General features: G+C 48.5%; 16 protein-coding genes and 1 tRNA gene. 7 read left to right on the top strand and 10 right to left on the bottom strand.

The window, feature by feature from the left end:
- Positions 1–241 precede the first annotated feature (241 nt).
- A tRNA-Ser gene (locus V8L73_RS08305) sits at positions 242–329 on the top strand.
- Positions 330–502: 173 nt separating this feature from the next.
- Here V8L73_RS08305 and V8L73_RS08300 read toward each other — a convergent pair.
- From V8L73_RS08300 to surE, 3 genes are all read right to left on the bottom strand, one after another.
- The gene (locus tag V8L73_RS08300; protein ID WP_347254603.1) at positions 503–3,310 is read right to left on the bottom strand and encodes an autotransporter outer membrane beta-barrel domain-containing protein; all 2,808 of its coding nucleotides are present in this window, start codon (positions 3,308–3,310) and stop codon (positions 503–505) included.
- A gap of 580 nt (positions 3,311–3,890) precedes the next feature.
- Positions 3,891–5,576 carry a kdo(2)-lipid A phosphoethanolamine 7''-transferase gene (gene eptB, locus V8L73_RS08295; RefSeq protein WP_261831101.1) on the bottom strand — a complete coding sequence of 562 codons (1,686 nt, stop codon included), beginning with the start codon at positions 5,574–5,576 and terminating at the stop codon, positions 3,891–3,893.
- 306 nt (positions 5,577–5,882) lie between these two features.
- Complete coding sequence (gene surE, locus V8L73_RS08290) at positions 5,883–6,656, bottom strand: 5'/3'-nucleotidase SurE (protein WP_347254602.1); 774 nt, start codon at positions 6,654–6,656, stop codon at positions 5,883–5,885.
- A gap of 203 nt (positions 6,657–6,859) precedes the next feature.
- On the opposite strand from surE, the gene ychF reads away from it, so the two are divergent.
- The gene (gene ychF, locus V8L73_RS08285; protein WP_027273418.1) at positions 6,860–7,954 is read left to right on the top strand and encodes a redox-regulated ATPase YchF; all 1,095 of its coding nucleotides are present in this window, start codon (positions 6,860–6,862) and stop codon (positions 7,952–7,954) included.
- A gap of 58 nt (positions 7,955–8,012) precedes the next feature.
- Here the strand turns inward: ychF and dbpA are convergent, their stop codons facing one another.
- The 3 genes from dbpA to V8L73_RS08270 form a co-directional block, all read right to left on the bottom strand.
- Positions 8,013–9,386 (bottom strand): ATP-dependent RNA helicase DbpA, encoded by a 1,374-nt coding sequence (gene dbpA / locus V8L73_RS08280; protein ID WP_347254601.1) that lies wholly within the window; start codon positions 9,384–9,386, stop codon positions 8,013–8,015.
- Between the two features lie 225 nt (positions 9,387–9,611).
- Positions 9,612–10,622 carry an NAD(P)-dependent alcohol dehydrogenase gene (locus V8L73_RS08275; protein ID WP_347254600.1) on the bottom strand — a complete coding sequence of 337 codons (1,011 nt, stop codon included), beginning with the start codon at positions 10,620–10,622 and terminating at the stop codon, positions 9,612–9,614.
- A 2-nt stretch (positions 10,623–10,624) separates the two neighbouring features.
- Positions 10,625–11,614 carry an aldo/keto reductase gene (locus V8L73_RS08270; protein WP_347254599.1) on the bottom strand — a complete coding sequence of 330 codons (990 nt, stop codon included), beginning with the start codon at positions 11,612–11,614 and terminating at the stop codon, positions 10,625–10,627.
- 217 nt (positions 11,615–11,831) lie between these two features.
- Here V8L73_RS08270 and V8L73_RS08265 point away from each other — a divergent pair, with 217 nt between their 5' ends.
- Positions 11,832–12,728 (top strand): LysR family transcriptional regulator, encoded by an 897-nt coding sequence (locus V8L73_RS08265; RefSeq protein WP_347254598.1) that lies wholly within the window; start codon positions 11,832–11,834, stop codon positions 12,726–12,728.
- A gap of 82 nt (positions 12,729–12,810) precedes the next feature.
- On the opposite strand, the gene panC is transcribed toward V8L73_RS08265, so the two are convergent.
- Positions 12,811–13,659 carry a pantoate--beta-alanine ligase gene (panC, locus tag V8L73_RS08260; RefSeq protein WP_347254597.1) on the bottom strand — a complete coding sequence of 283 codons (849 nt, stop codon included), beginning with the start codon at positions 13,657–13,659 and terminating at the stop codon, positions 12,811–12,813.
- Positions 13,660–14,314: 655 nt separating this feature from the next.
- On the opposite strand from panC, the gene V8L73_RS19845 reads away from it, so the two are divergent.
- Positions 14,315–14,491, top strand: a complete 177-nt coding sequence (locus V8L73_RS19845; RefSeq protein WP_420864718.1) for a transposase — start codon at positions 14,315–14,317, stop codon at positions 14,489–14,491.
- Positions 14,492–14,785: 294 nt separating this feature from the next.
- Here V8L73_RS19845 and focA read toward each other — a convergent pair whose 3' ends face one another.
- Positions 14,786–15,676 (bottom strand): formate transporter FocA, encoded by an 891-nt coding sequence (focA, locus tag V8L73_RS08255; protein ID WP_051155554.1) that lies wholly within the window; start codon positions 15,674–15,676, stop codon positions 14,786–14,788.
- Between the two features lie 583 nt (positions 15,677–16,259).
- Between focA and ycaC the strand changes: the two genes are divergently transcribed.
- Positions 16,260–16,883 carry an isochorismate family cysteine hydrolase YcaC gene (gene ycaC / locus V8L73_RS08250; RefSeq protein ID WP_027273424.1) on the top strand — a complete coding sequence of 208 codons (624 nt, stop codon included), beginning with the start codon at positions 16,260–16,262 and terminating at the stop codon, positions 16,881–16,883.
- Positions 16,884–16,977: 94 nt separating this feature from the next.
- Here the strand turns inward: ycaC and V8L73_RS08245 are convergent, their stop codons facing one another.
- Positions 16,978–17,823: a helix-turn-helix domain-containing protein gene (locus tag V8L73_RS08245; protein ID WP_027273425.1), complete on the bottom strand. Its 846-nt coding sequence runs from the start codon at positions 17,821–17,823 to the stop codon at positions 16,978–16,980.
- 614 nt (positions 17,824–18,437) lie between these two features.
- On the opposite strand from V8L73_RS08245, the gene V8L73_RS19840 reads away from it, so the two are divergent.
- Entirely contained in the window at positions 18,438–18,758 is a 321-nt protein-coding gene (locus V8L73_RS19840) for a transposase (protein ID WP_420864717.1), read from the top strand.
- Between the two features lie 117 nt (positions 18,759–18,875).
- Entirely contained in the window at positions 18,876–19,922 is a 1,047-nt protein-coding gene (gene wzz(fepE), locus V8L73_RS08240; RefSeq protein WP_347254596.1) for an LPS O-antigen length regulator Wzz(fepE), read from the top strand.
- Positions 19,923–19,977: 55 nt separating this feature from the next.
- On the opposite strand, the gene icd is transcribed toward wzz(fepE), so the two are convergent.
- Positions 19,978–21,231 (bottom strand): NADP-dependent isocitrate dehydrogenase, encoded by a 1,254-nt coding sequence (gene icd, locus V8L73_RS08235; protein ID WP_347254595.1) that lies wholly within the window; start codon positions 21,229–21,231, stop codon positions 19,978–19,980.
- Positions 21,232–21,260: the final 29 nt, after the last annotated feature.

Raw genomic sequence — 21,260 nt, 5'->3', positions numbered from 1 at the left:
GACTGTACGCGCGATTGGCGCCTATCCCAAAATACATCCTCAAAGTATACCTTGAGTTGCGCCAATGCCGGATAATTACTTTTGTTAACACCGGAGAACGGCGCCGATGTCGCTAAAGTCGCCCACAGTTGTTGATAGCTTGAGCAAACGGACAAAGAACGCGAATTTATGCTTGACCGAATCCGGTCTTCTCCCTATAGTAGCGCCCCGTTGACCTTCATTATTAGATCAACAAAAATACGGTGAGATGTCCGAGTGGCTGAAGGAGCACGCCTGGAAAGTGTGTATACGGCAACGTATCGAGGGTTCGAATCCCTCTCTCACCGCCACATTCAAGAGCCCGCTAATTAGCGGGCTCTTCTCGTTTTCAGGCTAATAAAACGGCCCGCCAAACGCCCAATAAATAAGATCGGTCATCCTCATTGCCCTTTCCTTCTTTATCACCCAATAAAAAAACGGCCTCCCGTTTGGAAAGCCGTTTTCATAAACGCATCAACTGCGCTTAGAAGCTATAGCGAATGCCGAGATGGCCGCTGTAAGGTGTCTCTACGTGGCTGCCTTTTGCGTAGTTAAACTCCGCGTAGGTTGACCACTGATTGTCCAGCTGTGCGGTCAGGCCTACGCCGTACTTGCCCACGGTGCCGGACATATCGTTAGAGAAGCGCTCGGTGTCGTTGATAACCACGTCGTTGTTCTTTTTGAACTCGTGGCTCACCGCCAGGCGAACGTAAGGCTTAATCAGCGCGCCGTCTTCCATCAGGAAAGACTTGCCGAACGTCGTACCGATCTCGCCCTTCACGGACTCCGCAGAATCGGCCTTAACCTTCATACCGCTGCTAAACCGATAGCCGGTCTTCTCACCGTGGAACACGGAGCCTAGCACGTAAGGTTCGATAAAGTAGCTGTCAACCTTGATGTGCTTACCCGCTTCCAGCGAGAAGCCGATGCCGTTGCTGTTGTCTTTGGCCGTGGTTTTTCCGTCGTTGAACCTGGCGCTGTTTTCCGTTCTGAAGTGGTTTGCCTTCAGCACGCCGTCGAGATAGTAGCCGCTGTTGTGCATCCAGGTGGTGTAAAGGCCGATCGCGTAGCTGTCGACTTTACCGTCGCTGGTGCGAGCGTCCAGCTCTGAATGCGTGTAGGAGAACATGCCGCCGACCAGCAGGCGTCCATTATCCAACGCAATAGCATGGTCTCCGCCCAGCATGACGCCGTTCATATCCTGCCGATAGCCGACGTTATCGGTAGAGATGCGGTTGCGGCTGGTGATGTATTTCCCCCACGCGCCGTCCTGCGCCGTATGGTTATCGCGCAGATCGCCCAAGCGAGTTCTCAGCGTCGACAGCTCGCCGTCCCAGATAGTTGGGGTTACGTTAGCCATCGCAATTGCGTTCTTACCGCTTTCGGAAATTTCAGGCTTGGGATTCGGCGTTGGATCCGGACCTGGGCCTGGCCCCGGATCGGGATTCGGATTTGGATCCGCCGCCTGCGGAGACAGATACCAGTTATCGCTATCCGTACCTTCGCCCTGAACCAGATAGTACTTATAGGCCCCTAAATCGACGCTGCCGTTAACCAGCGTAAAGCTGTCACTGGCGCTGCCGTTGGCAAAAATCAGGTGGTGCGGATTGACGCCAGCGACGCCGCTTCTCAGCTCCTGACCGGAATCCATCACCTTGACGTTGAAGGCGCCGCTGATGCTGTTAGTAACGTTCAGAAAATCGCCCTGCCCACCGTTAATATTGGTGTTCATCACAAAGGTGCCGGAACCGGTTAAATTATAGATTCTCAAGCGGCTGTACTTACCCGCATCGCTGCCGTCTCTGCTGCCAAACGCGACGGTGCCGTTATTAGTCAACGCCTCAACCGTAGCCTCAGACGAAACGCTATCGGCATTGTGCTTAAGGTACAGGAATGAGCTATCGCCGGCCAAATTTACCTGAATCGCGTAGGCGCCCTTGCCGTCCATAACGCCGGTCCAACTGTGAAGATCGCCGCCTTCCATCGTCAGAGAACCGTCGTTAACGTCCAGCGTACCGGTTGAGTATGCGCCATAGGCGATAGTAGACTCGCCGCCGTTTTGAATAGTCGTATTTGAAATATGACCAAATTCGTTAACCAGCTGCGTGCCGCCGTCTACCAGGGTTTTATCCGCATCGGCGTAGTATTCCACGCGCTGTACGCCGCCCTGATGAATAGTAGACTCGGTTGCAACCTGATCTTTACCAATCCAGCCGTCCTGTTCGACCCACTGGCCGCCGGTCCAACCGCCCTTCTTGCCGCTGACGATCTGTAACCCGTAAACCTGAGTGCCTACAGCCTCGCCGGTTTGAATGCGCTGAACGCCGCCTTCATAAATCGTGGCATTATTTGCCGTTTGGCCGTCGACTCTGACAGTGCTGTCCGACGTCCACTGGCCGTTTGCCCAGGTACCGTCAACACCGGTAATAATCTGGGTACCGTAAACTTTCGCGTCGTCAGAAGAACCAAAGGTAATAAACTGCAGCGCGCCTGCGTGAACGGTCGTATTGCTGTCGGCCGCCGTTCCCTTGCCCGAATAGACCTGCTGAACGGCGCCGTCGTACAGTACGGTGTCAATCGCCAGGCCACTGGTCATCTGATAGCTGCCGCTGCCGATGTGGCTGTTGGTGGCCGTGCCGCCGTAGATAATATGTTCGCCGCCGTTGATGACGAGAACGTCTTTGGTATTAGAGGTACTGGTGACAGACTGCTCCAAGTGGCCGCCGTCAACCAGAATGGCCTGCGCATAGCCGCGCGTACCGACGACCATCCGCCCGCCGGCATTAACAGTGGTGTTATAGGCTTTGGCGTCATTTCCCAAGCTTAGGCTACCCAGATTTTCAACGACGGTATTGTAAGCCACCGAGTCTTCCATCATGGACAGAAAGCCGCTGTATATCTTGGTGGCGTCGCTTGGATTAACGATCCCGCCCTTCACCACGTTTCCAATGGCGACGCTCCCGCTTCTAAAAGTAAGCTGAAAAGAATCAACAACGTTGTTCAGGCTATAGGAGTTATTTTCAACGTAGAGGATCTGCTCTGGGAACCAGGTTCTGGTGAGCGTTTCACCGTTGATATATTGGTTTCCAGTGATAATTGATTGATATTTGCTCTCCCACTTTCCCTTCGCTATCGGCCACCCGTCGGTTGCGGTGCTTAGAATCGCGTTAACGTCCGGCGTCTCTATTTCAGAGAGGAAGGGAGGAGGAGGAACGGGCGCTTCTGCGGCATAAGCAGCAAAAGAAGTCGAGAATAGCGCAGGCAACGCCAGCACTAGCTTATTAAGCGTCATATCTAAGTCCTTTTTTATAAAAGATAAATCCCTATATCTACTTGAATGACAACAGTACCTGTCGTAATTGCATGTCCATTTCCCTTTTATTAGAAAATTTCCCGCCTAATGCGTAGCTGCCCATAAAAGTCAAACAGGGATATGACAAATATAATAAATGTGTTGTTTTTATATTTCAACCTAAGAAAATCAATTCATTAGTTGTATAATTAATAGTGTTTATCGTTATTTTTAAAAATAAATACATTTATAATCATTGTGTTGCATTCATTACTTATTCAATAACAATAATTATCCTTCGTTATTTATAATTTCACCAAACAAAATTAAATTTGTTGATTAAATAAAATTAAAAATTCTCGACGCGTTGTTAATGACCTTTGCGCCTGACGCTATCTGGCTTGATGGTTGTTTGAGCACAATCGAAAATGCAATAGGATATGAATTGAATGATTTTTGTCAGAACGAATGAAAGGTGCTACCTATTCTATTAATAGGCAGTACCTACTCTATTCAATGCCACATGAGAACGTTAAAAATACTTCGGCACCTTTAGGCGCCGAAGTATCGATTTCAAGCACTATTCGGATTCAGGCTTTACCCGCAGGCTACACCAGTTGTTGCTCTCTTTGATACCGCCGTCCGGCGAGGTATAGCCCAGGCATCCCATGATGCTGTCATATAGCTCTATGTGGCGATGCGTTACGCCCTTGTCCGCCTGCTTTTGCAGCTGTTTAAACATCTCGGCCTTTTCTGGGGATTCAAGATATTTATCCGACATCCATACCAGCATAGGAACCCTAAACTGCTCCGGCGGCGCCATCTTGCGCGGCGTGCCGTGCAGATGTTCCCGCTCATTGATGGATTCTCCGTGATCTGCGGCATAGAACACGATCGCCTTTTTATCTCTGAGCTGGTCGAACACGCTGGTGATAAAGCTGTCGACATAGGTCACCGAATTATCATAGGAGTTGATAAGCTCCTCCTTGCTACAGGGCGAATCTATCCCAACGCACTCAGGCGTCCACTGGGCAAAGCTGCGCGGATAGCGCTGAGTATAGTTATAGTGCGACCCTTTCGTATGAAGAACGACAAGATGCTTTCCTTTGGGATGATCGATAAGCGAGCGCCTTAGTTCTTCCACCAGCAGCATGTCGTCTACGTGCTTGCCTCGGTTTCTCGGCTCAGCCCCGATCTGCTCACGGTAGGCGATGTTGTCTGACATAGTATTACTGTAAAACCACAGTTCGCTCTGCATGGCGTACAAATCTGAACTAAAGCCCAGCTGATTGAGGACAGCAAAAACGTTCTGTTCTTTTAGCGTTCGCTGAGGATTCTCTTCCGCCCCGCCTTCTCGAACAAACATACAGCGTAAAGAGAGCTTGGTGGCCGTATCGCACGACTCGCCGCGAAACGCTATCAGGTTTTTCTCTTGAGCAAGCTTCGGCGTTGTATTGCGCTCGTAGCCCAAAATGCCCATATGATCCCAACGCGTCGTTTCGCCAATGATGAACACTACGTAGGCGTCGTCCAGATCGTCCGGCGCTTTATAGGTAAATTTCGTCATTGGATTGAACAACAGCTGATTATCGGACGACTCGTCAATTTGCGTCCAGGCATAGAGCCCCAGCGCAGAAATCCAGTTGGAAGGAAGATATGAATTAGAGACCACGCCGCCGTAGCTGGGTAAATCCACGCCGCTGGCACGCTCGACCTTCTTTTGCTGGAGATCCAAGAGGCGGATAGGCCCCCAGACCAGCAGCCCGGCTAATAAGACCACGAGCACGTTCTTCACCCGCTGCCCGCGGGTTTTGAGCTGCTGTAAAAGGGTATCCTGACCGCGATTAATCCAGATAGCCGCCAGCGGCAACGCGCTGATTAGGACCAGCCAGCCGATAAAGTGCCAACCGACGACTTCCTTTGACAAATCGATATCCGTCGTCATTACCGAGGCGATAATGCCGTAGCCGATAACAACGTTCAGGAAGGTCATATAGTAGCTTGCCCCGGCGGAGCACAGCACGACCAAAGAGGTCAGTATTCGCCAAGCGCGACGTCCCGGCAGCGACAGGACTCTCAGCAGGCAAAACGTTGCGAGAACCGTAGCCGACAGCTCTACTACCGCCGCTGCGCCTTTCCACACGCTAAAATCGTAAGAGTAACCAATGAACCTGCGGTAAAACACCGCGCTATTCATAAATAGCCCAATATAAAGGGCTAATAAAAAACTCAGCTTCTGCTGCGTTATCGATCTTATATATTCCATGCAAACAGCCTAGGGAAAAGAAAAAACTTCAACCTCGGCGCAAATGCGCCAGGGCAATTAATATGCACAAAAGGAGAGCGTCCGATTTTCCTCAAGTGCGGCTAAGTAGACCACGCCAAATGAGAAAAGTGTCTTATAGCGCCATCATTTGCGGGATTTTTTTTAATTACGGGAGCGAACGCTTAAAAAGCAAACAAAACGCGCCCTCTGCGGCGCGTTGTTATAATGCATTTTTCACTGTCGATCTATACAAATAGTTTCATTTCACAATAATTGATTACTCTTCTAATTAGCGCATCCGCCAAATTAGCCAATGAGTGTGGATAGCCGATCGAACTCACTTCGCGCCGTTCGTTCATACGTTAGCGGGGTTAGCGTAATATAGCCCTGCTGTACGGCTAAAATCTCGCCGTCGCTCAGCGCTTCAGGCTCCCCTTCCTGAATCCTTATCCAATAATAGGATTCTCCGTACGGATCGCAGGTTTCGGTCGCGCTCAGCTTTTCAACGTTTCCTCTTCCCTGAGCCGTAACCTTTATGCCCTTCACGCCGTCAGGCTCAACGCCCGGAAAGTTAACGCTTAGGCAAACCGATGTGTCCCAGCTGAGCGCCGTCAGCTTTTTCAGCGTTTCGGCTAAATAACGTTTGGAGCAAGACCAGTCTAGCGCTCCATCTGCCCGTTCGTTTTGGCTTAGCGCAATCGACGGTATGCCCATCAGCATTCCGGTCATCGCTGCGCCGACGGTGCCGGACAGCAACGTCTCAAAACCAAGATTAGAACCTGAATTCACGCCGGAAAGCACCAGATCGGGTAAAGCCGCTTTCATTATCTGATTGACGGCCAGCGCTACGCAGTCTGCCGGCGTGCCGTAAACGGCGTAGTGCCGCTCGCCTCGACGTGAAACCCGCAGCGGTTCCCTAAGGCTAATGCCGTTGGACACGCCGCTTTTGTCTACCGCAGGTGCGATAACCCACACCTCATCGGCAATAAGCCGAGCAGCCTGCTCAAGAAGCGCGATGCCTGGCGCATCAATGCCGTCATCGTTTGTTAAAAGAACCCGACGAATGCCTTTCTTTACCACGTCACTTCTCCTTAATTTTGGGGATTTAACTTAACACAAATCGTTTCAGCCTAGCTAAAAAAGCGGCCGTCGGAAAGTCGGCGACGGCGCTCGCATAGATATTAACTCGGTATAACGTGTATAATAGCGCATCGATTTAGGCGCCACCTCGCGCAAAGATAAAATAATTCATTGATATTAAACGATTTAAGGTGATATAAGCTATGGGATTCAAATGCGGCATCGTCGGACTGCCAAACGTGGGGAAATCCACCCTGTTCAACGCGTTAACCAAGGCGGGTATTGAAGCGGCCAACTTTCCGTTCTGTACCATCGAGCCTAATACCGGTGTCGTTCCCATGCCAGATCCTCGCCTCGACCAGTTGGCCGAAATCGTTAAGCCGCAGCGCACCCTGCCTACAACGATGGAATTCGTCGATATTGCCGGCCTGGTGAAAGGCGCGTCCAAGGGCGAAGGCCTTGGCAATCAGTTCCTGACCAACATCCGCGAAACTGAAGCTATCGGCCACGTCGTGCGCTGCTTTGAAAACGACAACATTATTCACGTGAATAACAAGGTGGATCCCGCAGAAGATATCGATGTTATTAACACCGAGCTGGCGCTGTCCGACCTGGAAGCCTGCGAACGCGCTATTCACCGCGTACAAAAGAAAGCCAAAGGCGGCGATAAAGATGCAAAAGCTGAGCTGGCCGCACTGGAAAAATGCCTGCCCCATCTGGAAAACGCCGGCATGCTGCGCGCGCTGAAGAGCCTGACGGAAGAAGATAAGGCGGCTATCAAATACCTGAGTTTCCTGACGCTGAAACCAACGATGTATATCGCCAACGTCAACGAAGACGGCTTCGAAAATAACCCCTATCTGGATAAAGTGCGTGAAATTGCCGCTGCTGAAGGCTCTGTCGTTGTTGCCGTGTGCGCAGCCGTTGAATCTGATATTGCCGAACTGGACGACGCAGACCGTGAAGAATTCATGGCTGAACTGGGTCTTGAAGAGCCAGGTCTGAACCGCGTGATCCGCGCGGGCTACGAACTGCTAAATCTGCAAACCTACTTCACTGCAGGCGTTAAGGAAGTCCGCGCCTGGACCATCCCCGTCGGCGCTACCGCGCCTCAGGCGGCGGGTAAAATCCACACCGACTTCGAAAAAGGCTTTATCCGCGCCCAGACTATCTCCTTTGACGACTTCATCACCTACAAGGGTGAGCAAGGCGCTAAAGAGGCCGGCAAGATGCGTTCTGAAGGTAAGGACTATATCGTTAAAGACGGCGACGTGATGAACTTCTTGTTCAACGTCTAATTGCCTTTGCTATCCGAAAAATCCACGCAACCGCGTGGATTTTTATTTTCCGCTTTGTCTACTTCAACAACCTCACCTTCACCGCCTTCCCCTTAATCTTCCCCTGCTGCAGCTGCTTCCACGCGTGGCGCGCCACCGACTGCTTCACCGCTACGTACGCGTGCACGGGGTGGATCGCAATCTTGCCAATGTCTGCGCCGTCTAGCCCGATATCGCCGGTTAACGCGCCCAAAATATCGCCCGGGCGCATTTTGGCTTTCTTACCGCCGTCGATACACAGCGTCGCCATGACGGCTTCCAGCGGGGTGATGCGCAGGCCGGTCGGCGCAGGCTGCCAGTGGATTTTCATATTGAGCATATCCTCCAGCGCATTGGCGCGCTGGGCCTCTTCCGGTGCGCAGAGGCTAATGGCCAGCCCGCTTTCTCCGGCGCGAGCGGTGCGGCCGATACGGTGAACGTGCACTTCCGGATCCCACGACAGCTCGTAGTTGATCACCATCTCCAGCGCTTTAATGTCCAGCCCTCGCGCAGCGACGTCGGTCGCCACCAGCACGCGGCTGCTGCCGTTAGAAAAACGCACCAGCGTCTGATCGCGGTCGCGCTGCTCCATGTCGCCGTGCAGCGCCAGGGCGCTCTGGTTACTGTCGTTCAGAGCGTCGCATACCGCCTGACAGTCTTTTTTGGTATTGCAGAACACCACGCAGGAGGCAGGCTGATCACGGCTCAATAGCTTCTGCAACAGGTCGATTTTTCCGCTGCGGGAAATCTCATAAAACTGCTGTTCAACCGCAGGCAACTCGTCCACGGTGTCAGTTTCAACTACGAGCGGATCGTGCTGAATGCGGCGGCTAATGGCAGCAATAGCGTCGGGCCAGGTGGCGGAAAACAGCAGCGTCTGACGCTGAGTGGGCGCGTAGGCGATCACCGCGTCGATGTCGTCGGCAAAGCCCATATCAAGCATCCGATCGGCTTCATCCAGCACCAGCGTCCGTAAAGCATCAAGGCTTACCGTCTCCTTTTTCAGGTGCTCCAACAGCCGCCCCGGCGTCGCGACAATAATATGAGGCGCGTGGCTCAGGGAATCGCGTTGGATATTGAATGGAACGCCGCCGCAAAGCGTCAGCACCTTAATGTTTGGCCTGTACCGCGCCAGTCGGCGCAGCTCGTTTGCAACCTGATCGGCAAGTTCGCGTGTCGGACACAGCACCAGCGCCTGAGTGTTAAACCGTCCTGCCTCGATGTGCTGTAACAGGCCCAGACCAAACGCGGCGGTTTTGCCGCTGCCGGTTTTCGCCTGTGCACGAACGTCTTTCCCGGCAAGGATCGCCGGTAGCGCCGAGGCCTGAACCGGCGTCATCGTCAAATAACCCAGTTCGGTAAGGTTGGAGAGTTGCTCCGCAGGAAGCGCATTAAGTTCAGCAAATGAGGTCACGGTGAAAATTCCGGATGAAGTAAAAGGGCCAATGGGCGGCAATGATAGCATCCCTTCTCTGCCACGCCGTGAGGAATTTTTATCTCATCGCCGTCGGGCAGCTATAGCCTGAACCGCTAACCTCTCTGAATAAGCCGCAGGCAAGAACCCTCAACATTCATCGCTGGGTTTACTTGGGCTTACTAAGCACCCCAAAGCCATCTTCTGGCTTTGAGGCATGCGCGACTAATGGCTAATAACAACCTTCCCCACGTGCTGGCGTGAGCCGAAATACTGCCAGGCCTCTCTAACCTGCGTAAACGGAAATACGCGATCGATAACCGGCATAATTTTATGCTGAACTAACGCCCGGTTCATTTGCTCAAAATCCTCTCGCGATCCCACGCTTATCACTCGGAAACGGGCAGCGCTTTTAAACAGGCTGAAGAAATCTATCGCTGCGGCGTCCTGAGCGACAAATCCAATCAGCGCTAATTCACCGCCAATACAAACGGACTGAATCGACTGATTCAATGTTCCTGGGCCACCGACCTCAACCACCCTGTTAACGCCTTGCTCGTTGGTTAAACGTAAAACTTCCTGGCTCCACTGGGGATGTTGAACATAGTTGATAACCTCATCTGCCCCTAACGTTCTCAGCCGAACAGCCTTAGCCTCGCTGGATGTGGTAGCGATAACTTTTGCTCCCATTGATTTGGCCAACTGGATAGCAAACAGTGAAACGCCACCTGACCCCAAGGTTAATACGGTTTCTCCAGCCTTAATCGGCCTGTCGCCATTGAGCGCCGTCCAAGCGGTGACCGCCGCACAGGGAAGCGTCGCGCCTTCCTCATAGCTTAAGTAGTCCGGCAGTGATAACAGCGACTCTTCGCTAACGACTTTGTATTCGGTTAACCAACCGTCGCGATCGCTGCCGTACAGCTCGTTACGGGATGATGCCTGAAAAACCCCTCCAAACCAGCGCGGCATGAAGGTATTCACGACCCTATCACCCACCTTAAAACGCTCGACGCGCTCACCGACACGCACTACATCTCCAGCGGCGTCGGACAGTGGGATATGCCCAGCGCCGGCGGGAAGCGTATATTGGCCGTTCATAATGGCCAAATCGCGATAATTAAGCGACGTGGCGCTGATCCGTACCAACACTTCCCGCGCCTGAGGTTCGGGCATCTCCTCCTGATGAGGCACCAAATAATCCAAACTGCCGAACTGCTTGAAACGATAACTTTGCATAATTAAATTTCCACCATGTGCATGACATTTTCCGTATAGCGCGTGCCGCTAGCGGCATCGGACGGAAAAACGGCGTCAATTTCAGCTAATTCACGGTCATTCAGCTTAACGTTCAGCGCCCCGAGGTTTTCGTCCAAATTTTTGATTTTTCGAGTACCGGGAATAGGTACTAAATGCTCCCCTTGCGCCAATACCCATGCGAGCGCTAGCTGTGCCGGGGTACAGCCTTTGTCCTGCGCCAAGGAGGTCACTTTTTCAACCAGTTGCAGATTGTGAATAAAGTTGTCCCCCTGAAAACGCGGATTATCACGACGAAAATCATCAGCGGTAAAGTCATCCGGGCTTTTTATCGTACCGGTTAGAAAGCCTCTACCAAGCGGACTATAGGGAACAAAGCCAATGCCCAATCGGTCGCAAGCGGCAAGAACCGAATTCTCGGGATCTCGAGTCCACAGAGAATATTCGCTTTGCAGCGCCGTAATCGGGTGCGTCCTGTGCGCTCGCTCCAACGTTTGGGACGAAGCTTCGGACAGGCCGAGATAGCGCACTTTGCCCGCCTGAACGAGTTCCGCCATAGCGCCGACCGTCTCCTCAATAGGCACATTGGGATCGATACGATGCTGGTAATACAGATCGATGTAGTCAACGCCGAGGCGCTTCAGGCTGGCATCACAGCAGGCATGAACGTATTCAGGCCTGCCGTTAACGCCGCGCGCAGCAGGATCGTTCGGATTGAGCTGGATGCCAAATTTAGTGGCTAGAAAGACTTCATCTCGCCTTCCCTGAATCGCTCGACCAACCAACCGCTCATTAATATAAGGGCCATACATATCCGACGTATCGAGAAAATTAATCCCGTTATCCAACGCGTGACGAATCGTTCTTAACGACTCGTCATCATCATGCGCGCCATAAAAAGCGCTCATTCCCATACAGCCAAGCCCAATGGCTGAGACCCGCGGACCGTTTTTACCCAATCTACGAATTATCATAATAACCTCTTGTATTAATAAAGATTAATGTTGTGAAAAATAAGTGGCGATGCTCAGATTAGTTCGTTCTTCCAATCGAGGAGGTGATTTTGGCTTTGCTATTCACGGCTATTCTCTCCCTGGATAAAGCTGTTAAAAGACAGCAGAGAAAGTCTAGACAATGATGATTAATGAAAATATATTGATAAATTGAAACTTAAATTTCGAAAATGAAATCATGCTGGATGAATTAGCGCTGTTTGTAAGCATTGTAGAAACGGGAAGTTTGCGCGCGGCAGCCAAGAAAGCCTCAATCCCGGCCCCGACACTAACGCGCCGACTGCAGAAGCTGGAACAGCATTTGGGCTGTCGCCTGCTGCATCGCAGCGCTCGGCGAATGACGCCAACGCGAGAAGGATGGCAATACTACGAGCAGTGTAGGCCGCTGGTTCATTCTCTACAGCAGGCAACCGCCAAACTGGACGTTACGCTCCATCAGGTTAGCGGCCTTCTCCGAGTTCTGGCTCCGGTAGATTTGGCTAATGACAATCTGGCGCCGGCCTGGATGACCTTTTTAGCCCAATATCCAGAAGTCCGCCTCGAGCTGGAACTGGATAATTATACTCAGGATCTGATAGGACACTGCGCCGACGTAGCCATTCGCGTTGGCGCACAGCCCGACTCATTGCTTAACATGCGTAGATTAGGGCAGGCAAAAGAAGTCCTGTTGGTAGCCTCCCCCGACTATCTGGCAAAGCGCGAGCCGCTTAAATCAGTAGACGATCTGGAGCTACACGATCTGGTCGTCAGCTCACCGCTGTCTACCTGGACAATGCAACACAGTCAAAGCGGGGAGATCGTACGCTGGCAGCCACAGGGAAAATTTTGTGTTAATGGCGTCTATTTAGCGCTTCAGGCTGCGCAGGCTGGTTTAGGGATCTTGTTTTGCCCCATTAGCCTATGCCATGGCCAGCTGCGCAGCGGAAAGCTGGTTCGAGTACTGCCCGAATGGCAAGGCGCCCCGCGAGATATCTATGCCGTGTGGTCACAGCAGCGCTACGTTCCGGCCAGAGTTCGAGCGCTTATTGAACATCTTGCTGACTTTTGCCGCCAAAATCCGCAGCTAGCGATCTAAATACGTCCCCTGTACGGCCTTTAATCAACTATCTATTAGGAACCCATGCGGCTACATGGGTTCCTAAACTCATATCACGCGGTTAAACGGACAGCGTACAGTTATCTATCAACCGCGTGCTGCCGATATAAACGGCCAACGCACAGAGCGTTCGATCTTCAATGCGCTCTACTGGCCTTAGGCTATCGGCATCAACCAGGCTGATATAGTCGACCTTCGCCAGAGGCTCTCGTTTGATTTCGTCTTTCAGGCGCAAAGCCAGCACTAAACCGTCTCTTTCTCCATCGAAAACCAGCTTTTGGGCAAGCTGAATTGCCCGATATAAGCAGACCGCCGCCCTGCGCTGTTCGAGATCCAAATAGCTATTACGGGAACTTTTGGCCAAGCCGTCCGCCTCACGAACGATAGGACAGCCGACAACGCTTACGTCAATATTCAAATCCCTGACCATGCGTCTAATAACCGCCAGCTGTTGAGCATCTTTTTCACCAAAGTAAGCGCGGTCCGGTTGAACGATATTGAACAGCTTGGACACCACGGTACATACTCCCCTAAAGTGCCCCGGGCGGCTTTTGCCACACAGCTCTTCCGTTAGCCCCGTCATGTCGACGTAGCTGGAGAAGTTCTTACTGTACATCTCTGTCGCCTCAGGGTGAAAAATGACGTCCACGCCCTCTTCCGCACAGCACTGGCTGTCTCGCTCAAAATCGCGAGGATAGCTGGCTAAATCTTCTTTTGGCCCAAACTGCATAGGATTAACGAAAATAGATACCACTACTTTATCGTTTTCGATCTTGGCCCTATGCATCAGGCTCTGATGCCCTTCGTGAAGAAATCCCATTGTCGGCACTAACCCGACGCTTTTCCCTTCCTGTTTCCAAGATTTGATTCTCTCCCGCAGTTCGGGAATGGAGGTGATAACGTTAATCACAGCGCGGCTCCTGTTTTTTCGTGATTTCACAACGCGACTACAATATCAGCCGAGAGTCCGTTAAGTCATCAAGTGGTGGAATAAAATGTACGGCTGTCTCGTTACAATCGCTACGGCCTGCATATCAACATAGGCATACTAGTCAATATGGACTTTAACTGACTAAAAATCAGAAAAATGTTAATGAACAAAATTTTTAACAATCAAAACATAGAGATAGAAAAACACCCCAGCAAAAATAACACACATTAACTATCATAAAACCAAAAAACAAACAGGATAAAATATAATAAAAATCAAAAAAGGAAAAAATAGAAAAAGGAATTAATAGAGTGAATAAAATAATAAATTGACAATAAAAAACCCCTCTATTTAATCAACATTCATTAATTAAAGATAGAAACAACAAACATAAATTAGACAATAAGAGAATAAAAAACAATATCATGTTTTCATTGAAATTTTTAAAACAACAAAAACAGACTGTGATTATATACAACGATCAATCAAAAGATTACAATAGCTAAAAACTATTAATAAACTGAATTCGATCTGTAAAAACAATTTTATTAAGTATATTCACTTAACTATAATTTTAAAATACCAAGATTGAGAATTTTTCAAAATGAAGCACAAATAATATTTAGGATTGCCTATGTCCTGTTATACGGTTCCGCTTCCCAAATGCCCTATTTGTAGTAATCATCGCAGCGTTATACGTTATGGCTATAGTAAGACAAAGGCACAACGCTATCGTTGCATGAGCTGCCAAAAGTCATTTCAGCTTAAATATATTTATACAAAAGAAAAATCTGCGCTTGCCGTTGAATAAAATATATTTATCGTATTAATACGTTTAAAAAGCGTCACTCTCCGCCACTGCGTATTCACTTGCATAAATTTTTATGTATATTGGGCGTTACGTTTACAGTGGAGGAAACGTCGTGCAAAAAATGTTAATACTCTCCCTTCTGCTGTTGCTGACCGCATGTTCCGCGAATACGGCAACGGGCGTAGGCGCATCGGGTGGGACTTCAGGTGTGAGTATCGGTATAGGCGGTGGGATCGGATTTTAACCCCCGTTCAGGTTAAGCCCTGGCTAACGTCAGGGCTTAAAAATCGACGATTATTTATGTAACGCCAGCTCCGATGAAGCCTTTCCTTCGTGAGGCTTTCTAAGGTACATATACCAGAAGGGAAGCCCAACCATCATTCCTCCCAGAATATTCCCAATAGTTACCGGCAATAGGTTTTTTACAAGAAAATGGCTTACCGTTAAGTCAGCAAATCTCTGTGGGTCAGCGCCAACAGAATGCCAAAACTCAGGCGTCGCGAAGTCCTTTATTATAATCCCCATAGGGATCATGAACATATTAGCGATACTGTGCTCAAAGCCGCTGGCGACGAACATACTGATGGGCAAAATGAGAATAAACATTTTATCTATCAGGCTTTTTCCCGCATAGCTCATCCAGACGGCTAAACAAACCATCACATTAGCCATAATTCCTAAAAAAACCGCCTCTATAAAGCTGTGTTCCAACTTATGTTGGGCGGTGTTTAGTACGTTCAATCCCCACTGCCCATTGTCTAAAACGTGTTGACCTGCAAACCACATAATGGCGACTAAAGACAGCGCGCCGATAAAATTGCCGATATAAACATTAAGCCAGTTAGCCGCCATCTGGCTCCCGCTAATCCTGCCCCCCGCTTTCGCTACGCAGGTTAAAATCGTAGAGGTAAACAAATCGACGCCGCAGGCGACGACCAGCATAAGTCCCAGAGAAAAGCAGGCGCCGCCAAGAAATTTGGACCAGCCAAACGGCACGTCAGCAGTCCCCGTTGTCGCGGTAATGTAAAAAACAAACGCGATAGAAATAAATGCGCCCGCCAATATGGCGGATATGTAGGTTTGAAACAGCGGTTTATTCGTTTTATAAATCCCGGCATCTTCTGCAATATGGGCCATATCGGACGCTGAAAAACATCCGGGACCGGTTAGATCGCGACCATTCATACGTACTCCCTAAGAGCCTTATAGGATAGGCCCTAAGTCATCAGTTGCTACACGGCCCACAGAAAGCGCAGCTCTGGCGATATGAATGCGCAGGCGGCTCGTCGTAACCGTGTGAGAAAATTAACGTTGGAATATCACTGAAGCGGGCTTCATCGGATAGAGATATTTATCTAAATGAAGCTGCATTTGAAAATGCACGTTGCGTGCCAAACTGAGAAATACTTAATCACATGAAAATAAAGAAAAATAAATTTTTTATTACAGACATGTTCCCTTTTTCAGCAGAAGTGTCGAAGTGGCCTCGTCATTTATGCTGAAAAAATGAACAGATAAAGCCTGCGCACTTTTTAAGGCGCACGTTTAAGGCTGTAAATATTGAAATCAACCATGTCCCTATCCGTCGTTTTTAGCGCCAGTCCTCCAACCGGTCGCCCTCTTACGGCCCCCGGCCACGTTCAGCTGGCCTATTTTTCACAATTCTCCTTTCTCTTGTCTATAGTTAAAAGGATGTTCGTAATCCTATCTGGTTACAAAAAAACTTGAGTTCTGCACTCTGTCTTATACAAAAGGAGTTAAAAACATCATGGCTAAACCTTATGTCAAGCTCGATAAAAACAACGCCGCGGTTCTTCTCGTTGACCATCAGGCCGGCCTGCTCTCTTTAGTTCGAGATATCGATCCCGACAGGTTCAAAAATAACGTTCTCGCTCTGGCCGATCTTGCAAAATATTTCAAACTCCCGACGATCCTGACCACCAGCTTTGAAACTGGCCCTAACGGCCCTTTGGTTCCCGAACTAAAAGCGCTGTTTCCGGATGCGCCTTATATAGCCCGCCCTGGCAACATTAACGCCTGGGATAATGAAGACTTCGTCAAAGCGGTTAAGGCCACCGGGAAAAAGCAGCTGATTATCGCCGGCGTGGTGACTGAAGTATGCGTGGCCTTCCCGGCCCTGTCGGCTATTGAGGAAGGGTTTGAGGTTTTTGTCGTGACGGACGCTTCCGGTACGTTTAACGAACTCACCCGTCATTCCGCCTGGGACAGAATGTCGCAGGCCGGGGCGCAGCTAATGACTTGGTTTGGCGTTGCCTGCGAGCTCCATCGCGATTGGCGAAACGACATTGAAGGCTTGGCGGCGCTTTTCTCTAATCATATTCCCGACTATAGAAACCTGATAACCAGCTTTGACCTGAAAAATAAGGGATAAAAGTAATCAATTAGTGAGTCGCTTTTCCCTCAAGTTTCTTCATTAGCCCTGCATTTGTGGGGCTATTCTCAATTCTGTACCCTATAAATAAAATCTAGACAACAGGAACATAGTAGTCACACTTTATATTTACCCTATCTCTGAAAATTGCACCGTTATAGGTAAATATTTCAATATCCTTCCCCTCTCGCCGCTTTATACGATATTTCGGCAAAACGTTAGTATAAATATACCGAGAAAAGTGGAAAAAGTTTTCAACGCTGCCGTCAAAGTGAAACTTGGCGTATCGCCCTTCAACGTTAACGACGGTGCTTACGCTTCTTGTCCGTTCTGTCGCCACTGTACACGCAATGGTAAGCGCTCCTGAAACCCTGCTGTCGAGCTTAAGATCGTAAAGCATGCATATATTAGTCGCTAAAAGCCGCATGTTATCCCTAATTAATGACAGCTTTAACACTTTACTATTGTCACTGACTATTGAGAGCTCCGGTTCCTGATACATCACTTCTAAAACGGTATGGAAAACCTTCTTTAAATAGCATAGTTCAGGAATTACAGCGCCATAGTCGTGGCCATCAAGATTTATTGCCGCTCGAAATCTGGAGAAATCCCAATCCAGGGCGTTTCTAAACTGAAGAGGAGTACAGCCAAAATGCTTCTTAAAAGCCCTATTAAAGCTTTGAGAAGACTCAAACCCCATCTTGTGAGCAATGTCGCCAATGCGCAAGTTGGTTAATTTCAGCAGCATAGAGGCTCGGGACAGCTTTCTCTGACGAATATAGCAACCGAGATTCTCTCTCGTATATAGCTTAAATACGGTTTGAATTTGCCGCCTACAGTATCCAGATATTTCAGTGACCTGACTTATATCTATGTCATCTTCAATATGTTTTTCAACCCACAGAAGCGTATCTTTAACAATCGACTTTCTTATTGGCATAATTAATATGTTATGTAGATATAACGCAGCAGTTCTTAATTACTTAAGGCTAAGGTTCTTGACGTTAGCCACAGCGATCGTTTCCCTTCTAATCATCAATAAATTAAAAGAATGCTGGTAAAGATATAAAATAAGAAGCCAGCTTGGCTTATCAAAGCATTACAATAATGTCCGAAAAAATCTCAAGCAAGGAATATTTTCACCAAAAAATAAAAAACATACAAACAGACAATGAATACAATAAGTTATAGGTAATTATTTCTAAACCATTCAGCCCAACCCTTAATAACATAAGAAACTATTATCTTGATAATAAATAATTGCACAAAAAGTTAATTTTTCTCTTCGGTAAAATCTTTTTGTGCATCCTAATAAAAATCACATTGCCAGTATCACATTGAAAAATATAATATTATTATACTTGCAATCCTAATAAAGATTAAACAAATTAACAAAATGCTATAAATTAAAAGTGTTGTTATATAAAATAAAATAATTGAAATTGCCAGGTTAATAGTAAAGAACAATCTATCGGATATAAATATCTACAGGCACTTATTGAGCGTTTAAAATACCCATCATTCATAATTTATATAAAAAATAAAAGTACAAAAATGCCTAATTTAAAGAATAAGCCGACTATATGCCATTTATGCAACGGAGAGAACTGCGTCAGGAAGCATGGGAAATCGCGAGCGGGTTTACAACGTTACTACTGTAAAAACTGCAAAAAATCCTTTCAAATAAAATACATATATACAACCTATGAGAGCCCCCACAAAGAAACCATCCTGAGTATGACCAATGCAGGAAAAAGTCCTGATGAAGTATCAAAGCTTCTCAACATCAGGAAGACAAAAGTCCAATTGGTGGTATCCGCCTTAAGTGGTAAAGAAGCGCCATTACAATACAACAAAATAAAGAGTAACTCTTAACAACTGCCGTTATGCATTATGGAAAACAACATCAATAAAAGATGCCTTTACCCGCAGTCTCAATGCTCATCTTCCATGTTTCCCGATTCGCGAGATGACGTAGATCTATATATTCTGATGGAAACGCTTCTTTTAAAAAAGAAATGCCTATTTGTCATTGTGCTTTTTTTTGGATTGAGCGGCCTGCTGCTATCTTTACTATTACCTCAAAAATGGACAAGCCAAGCAATCGTCATTCCTCCGGAGATGCCCGAGCTAATTCAAATCAAAAAAGAACTGACCGAGCTTCGTGCATTAGATATAAATTATGATGTCGATGCGAATACGCTTTACCAACAGTTCATCAAACGATTTGATTCCTCTACTCTTCAGGAAGAGTACTTAAGTCAGTCTCCTTACATAATGAAACAGCTGGCAAACAGTAGCTTTGATGCTGAAGCTCGCCGTCGGCTAATAGTTAAAACGACAGAACTGCTGGAATTGATGTCCAGTGGTTCATTGAGTCAAAAAGAGCCTCGTCCATATACGTCCTGGACGCTTAAGTTTACCGCAGCCACAGCAGATGACGCACAAACGGTCCTTAGTGGCTACATTGACTATGTTTCAACAATAGTAAGAAAAGAAGTTATTAACGATCTGCTTAGCTCGTTAGCATTAAAAATCCAAACAGAAAAGGATAGCCTAGCGTTAGAACGAAAAGCGCTAGAAAACGAACGCAATATAAATATACTGCGCCTTAACTATTCGCTGGAAGTCGCTAATGCCGCAGGAATCAAGCAGCCAGTGTACAGCAGTGGCTTAGCGGTTAAAGACGATCCCAACTACTCCGTTGCCTTAGGTTCTGACGGTTTAGCGCAAAAGCTAAAAATAGAGCAATCTATTACGGACGTTGCCCACTTAAACGCATCAATTCAAAACAGAGAGATGCGTTTAAATAGAATGGAAAAAATCAACATCCAAGATGTAGCGTTCCAGCCTTACAAATACCAAATGGCTCCCAATTGGCCGGTAAAAAAGGATGGCCCTAGTAAGCCGCTTATTCTGACTCTATCAACGCTATTCGGCCTTATGGTCGCCTGTGGCTATATCTTGATGCATCAGGCTATTCTAAAAAGAAAAGATATATTAAGTCATAATTCAACCACAAACGCACTTTACTCATGATATGAGTCATAAAAAAGGGAGCCTACGCTCCCGTTTTTAGCCCTACCGTTTCTGATTACATATTCGCAATCATCGCCTTGCCAAACTCTGAACATTTCAGCAGCTTAGCGCCGTCCATCAGGCGTTCAAAGTCGTAGGTCACGGTCTTGTTCTTGATAGCGCCTTCCATACCTTTAACAATCAGGTCGGCGGCCTCGAACCAGCCCATGTGACGCAGCATCATCTCGGCAGACAGAATAACCGAGCCCGGATTGACCTTATCCTGCCCCGCATACTTAGGCGCCGTACCGTGAGTAGCTTCAAACAGCGCACACTCGTCGCCGATGTTAGCGCCCGGAGCAATACCGATGCCGCCAACCTGTGCGGCCAGCGCATCAGAGATGTAGTCTCCGTTCAGGTTCATAGTGGCGATAACGTCATACTCAGCCGGGCGCAGCAGGATTTGCTGCAGGAAGGCGTCGGCAATCACGTCTTTAATAATAATGTCTTTGCCGTTTTTCGGATTCTTGATTTTCATCCACGGGCCGCCGTCCAGCAGCTCGCCGCCGAACTCCTCTTTGGCCAGCTGATAACCCCAGTCCTTGAAGGCGCCTTCGGTGAACTTCATGATGTTGCCTTTGTGAACCAGCGTGACGGACTCACGTCCGTTATCAATCGCATATTCAATAGCGGCGCGGATCAGGCGCTTGCTGCCCTGCTCTGAACACGGCTTGATGCCGATGCCGCACTGCTGAGGGAAGCGAATTTTCGTTACGCCCATCTCTTCTCGCAGGAACTTGATAACCTTATCGGCTTCCGCCGTTCCCGCCTTCCACTCAACGCCGGCGTAGATGTCTTCTGCGTTTTCACGGAAGATAACCATATCAGTCAGTTCAGGATTTTTCAGCGGGCTTGGCGTGCCTTCGTAGTAGCGAACGGGCCGCAGACACACGTAAAGATCGAGCTGCTGACGCAGCGCTACGTTAAGTGAACGGATACCGCCGCCTACCGGCGTCGTCAAGGGGCCTTTGATCGCTACTTTGTATTCTCGAATAAAGTCCAGCGTTTCATCCGGCAGCCAGACGTCTTTACCGTACAGCTCTGTCGATTTTTCCCCAGTATAAATTTCCATCCAGGAAATTTTACGTTCACCGCCATAGGCTTTCTGTACTGCGGCATCAACAACCTCAATCATCACCGGCGTTACGTCAACACCAATGCCGTCACCCTCAATGTAGGGGATAATAGGATCGTGCGGAACGTCGAGTTTACCTTTGGCATTCATCGTAATTTTTTTGCCTGTAGCCGGTACAACAACTTTGCTTTCCATCAAACTCTCCTCTGAGGACCTGTTTGTTA

The organism is Leminorella grimontii, assembly GCF_039789245.1.
GTDB lineage: Bacteria > Pseudomonadota > Gammaproteobacteria > Enterobacterales > Enterobacteriaceae > Leminorella > Leminorella grimontii.
The sequence above is the reverse complement of the archived record's forward strand: the minus strand, read 5'-3'. Positions and strand labels throughout refer to the sequence as shown.

Excerpts from the sequence above, each read along its gene's own strand:
- V8L73_RS08300 (WP_347254603.1), bottom strand. The coding sequence starts at position 3,310 with ATGACGCTTAATAAGCTAGTGCTGGCGTTGCCTGCGCTATTCTCGACT.
- eptB (WP_261831101.1), bottom strand. The coding sequence starts at position 5,576 with ATGGAATATATAAGATCGATAACGCAGCAGAAGCTGAGTTTTTTATTA.
- ychF (WP_027273418.1), top strand. The coding sequence starts at position 6,860 with ATGGGATTCAAATGCGGCATCGTCGGACTGCCAAACGTGGGGAAATCC.
- V8L73_RS08275 (WP_347254600.1), bottom strand. The coding sequence starts at position 10,622 with ATGCAAAGTTATCGTTTCAAGCAGTTCGGCAGTTTGGATTATTTGGTG.
- V8L73_RS08270 (WP_347254599.1), bottom strand. The coding sequence starts at position 11,614 with ATGATAATTCGTAGATTGGGTAAAAACGGTCCGCGGGTCTCAGCCATT.
- V8L73_RS08265 (WP_347254598.1), top strand. The coding sequence starts at position 11,832 with ATGCTGGATGAATTAGCGCTGTTTGTAAGCATTGTAGAAACGGGAAGT.
- V8L73_RS19845 (WP_420864718.1), top strand. The coding sequence starts at position 14,315 with ATGTCCTGTTATACGGTTCCGCTTCCCAAATGCCCTATTTGTAGTAAT.
- focA (WP_051155554.1), bottom strand. The coding sequence starts at position 15,676 with ATGAATGGTCGCGATCTAACCGGTCCCGGATGTTTTTCAGCGTCCGAT.
- ycaC (WP_027273424.1), top strand. The coding sequence starts at position 16,260 with ATGGCTAAACCTTATGTCAAGCTCGATAAAAACAACGCCGCGGTTCTT.
- V8L73_RS08245 (WP_027273425.1), bottom strand. The coding sequence starts at position 17,823 with ATGCCAATAAGAAAGTCGATTGTTAAAGATACGCTTCTGTGGGTTGAA.
- V8L73_RS19840 (WP_420864717.1), top strand. The coding sequence starts at position 18,438 with ATGCCTAATTTAAAGAATAAGCCGACTATATGCCATTTATGCAACGGA.
- icd (WP_347254595.1), bottom strand. The coding sequence starts at position 21,231 with ATGGAAAGCAAAGTTGTTGTACCGGCTACAGGCAAAAAAATTACGATG.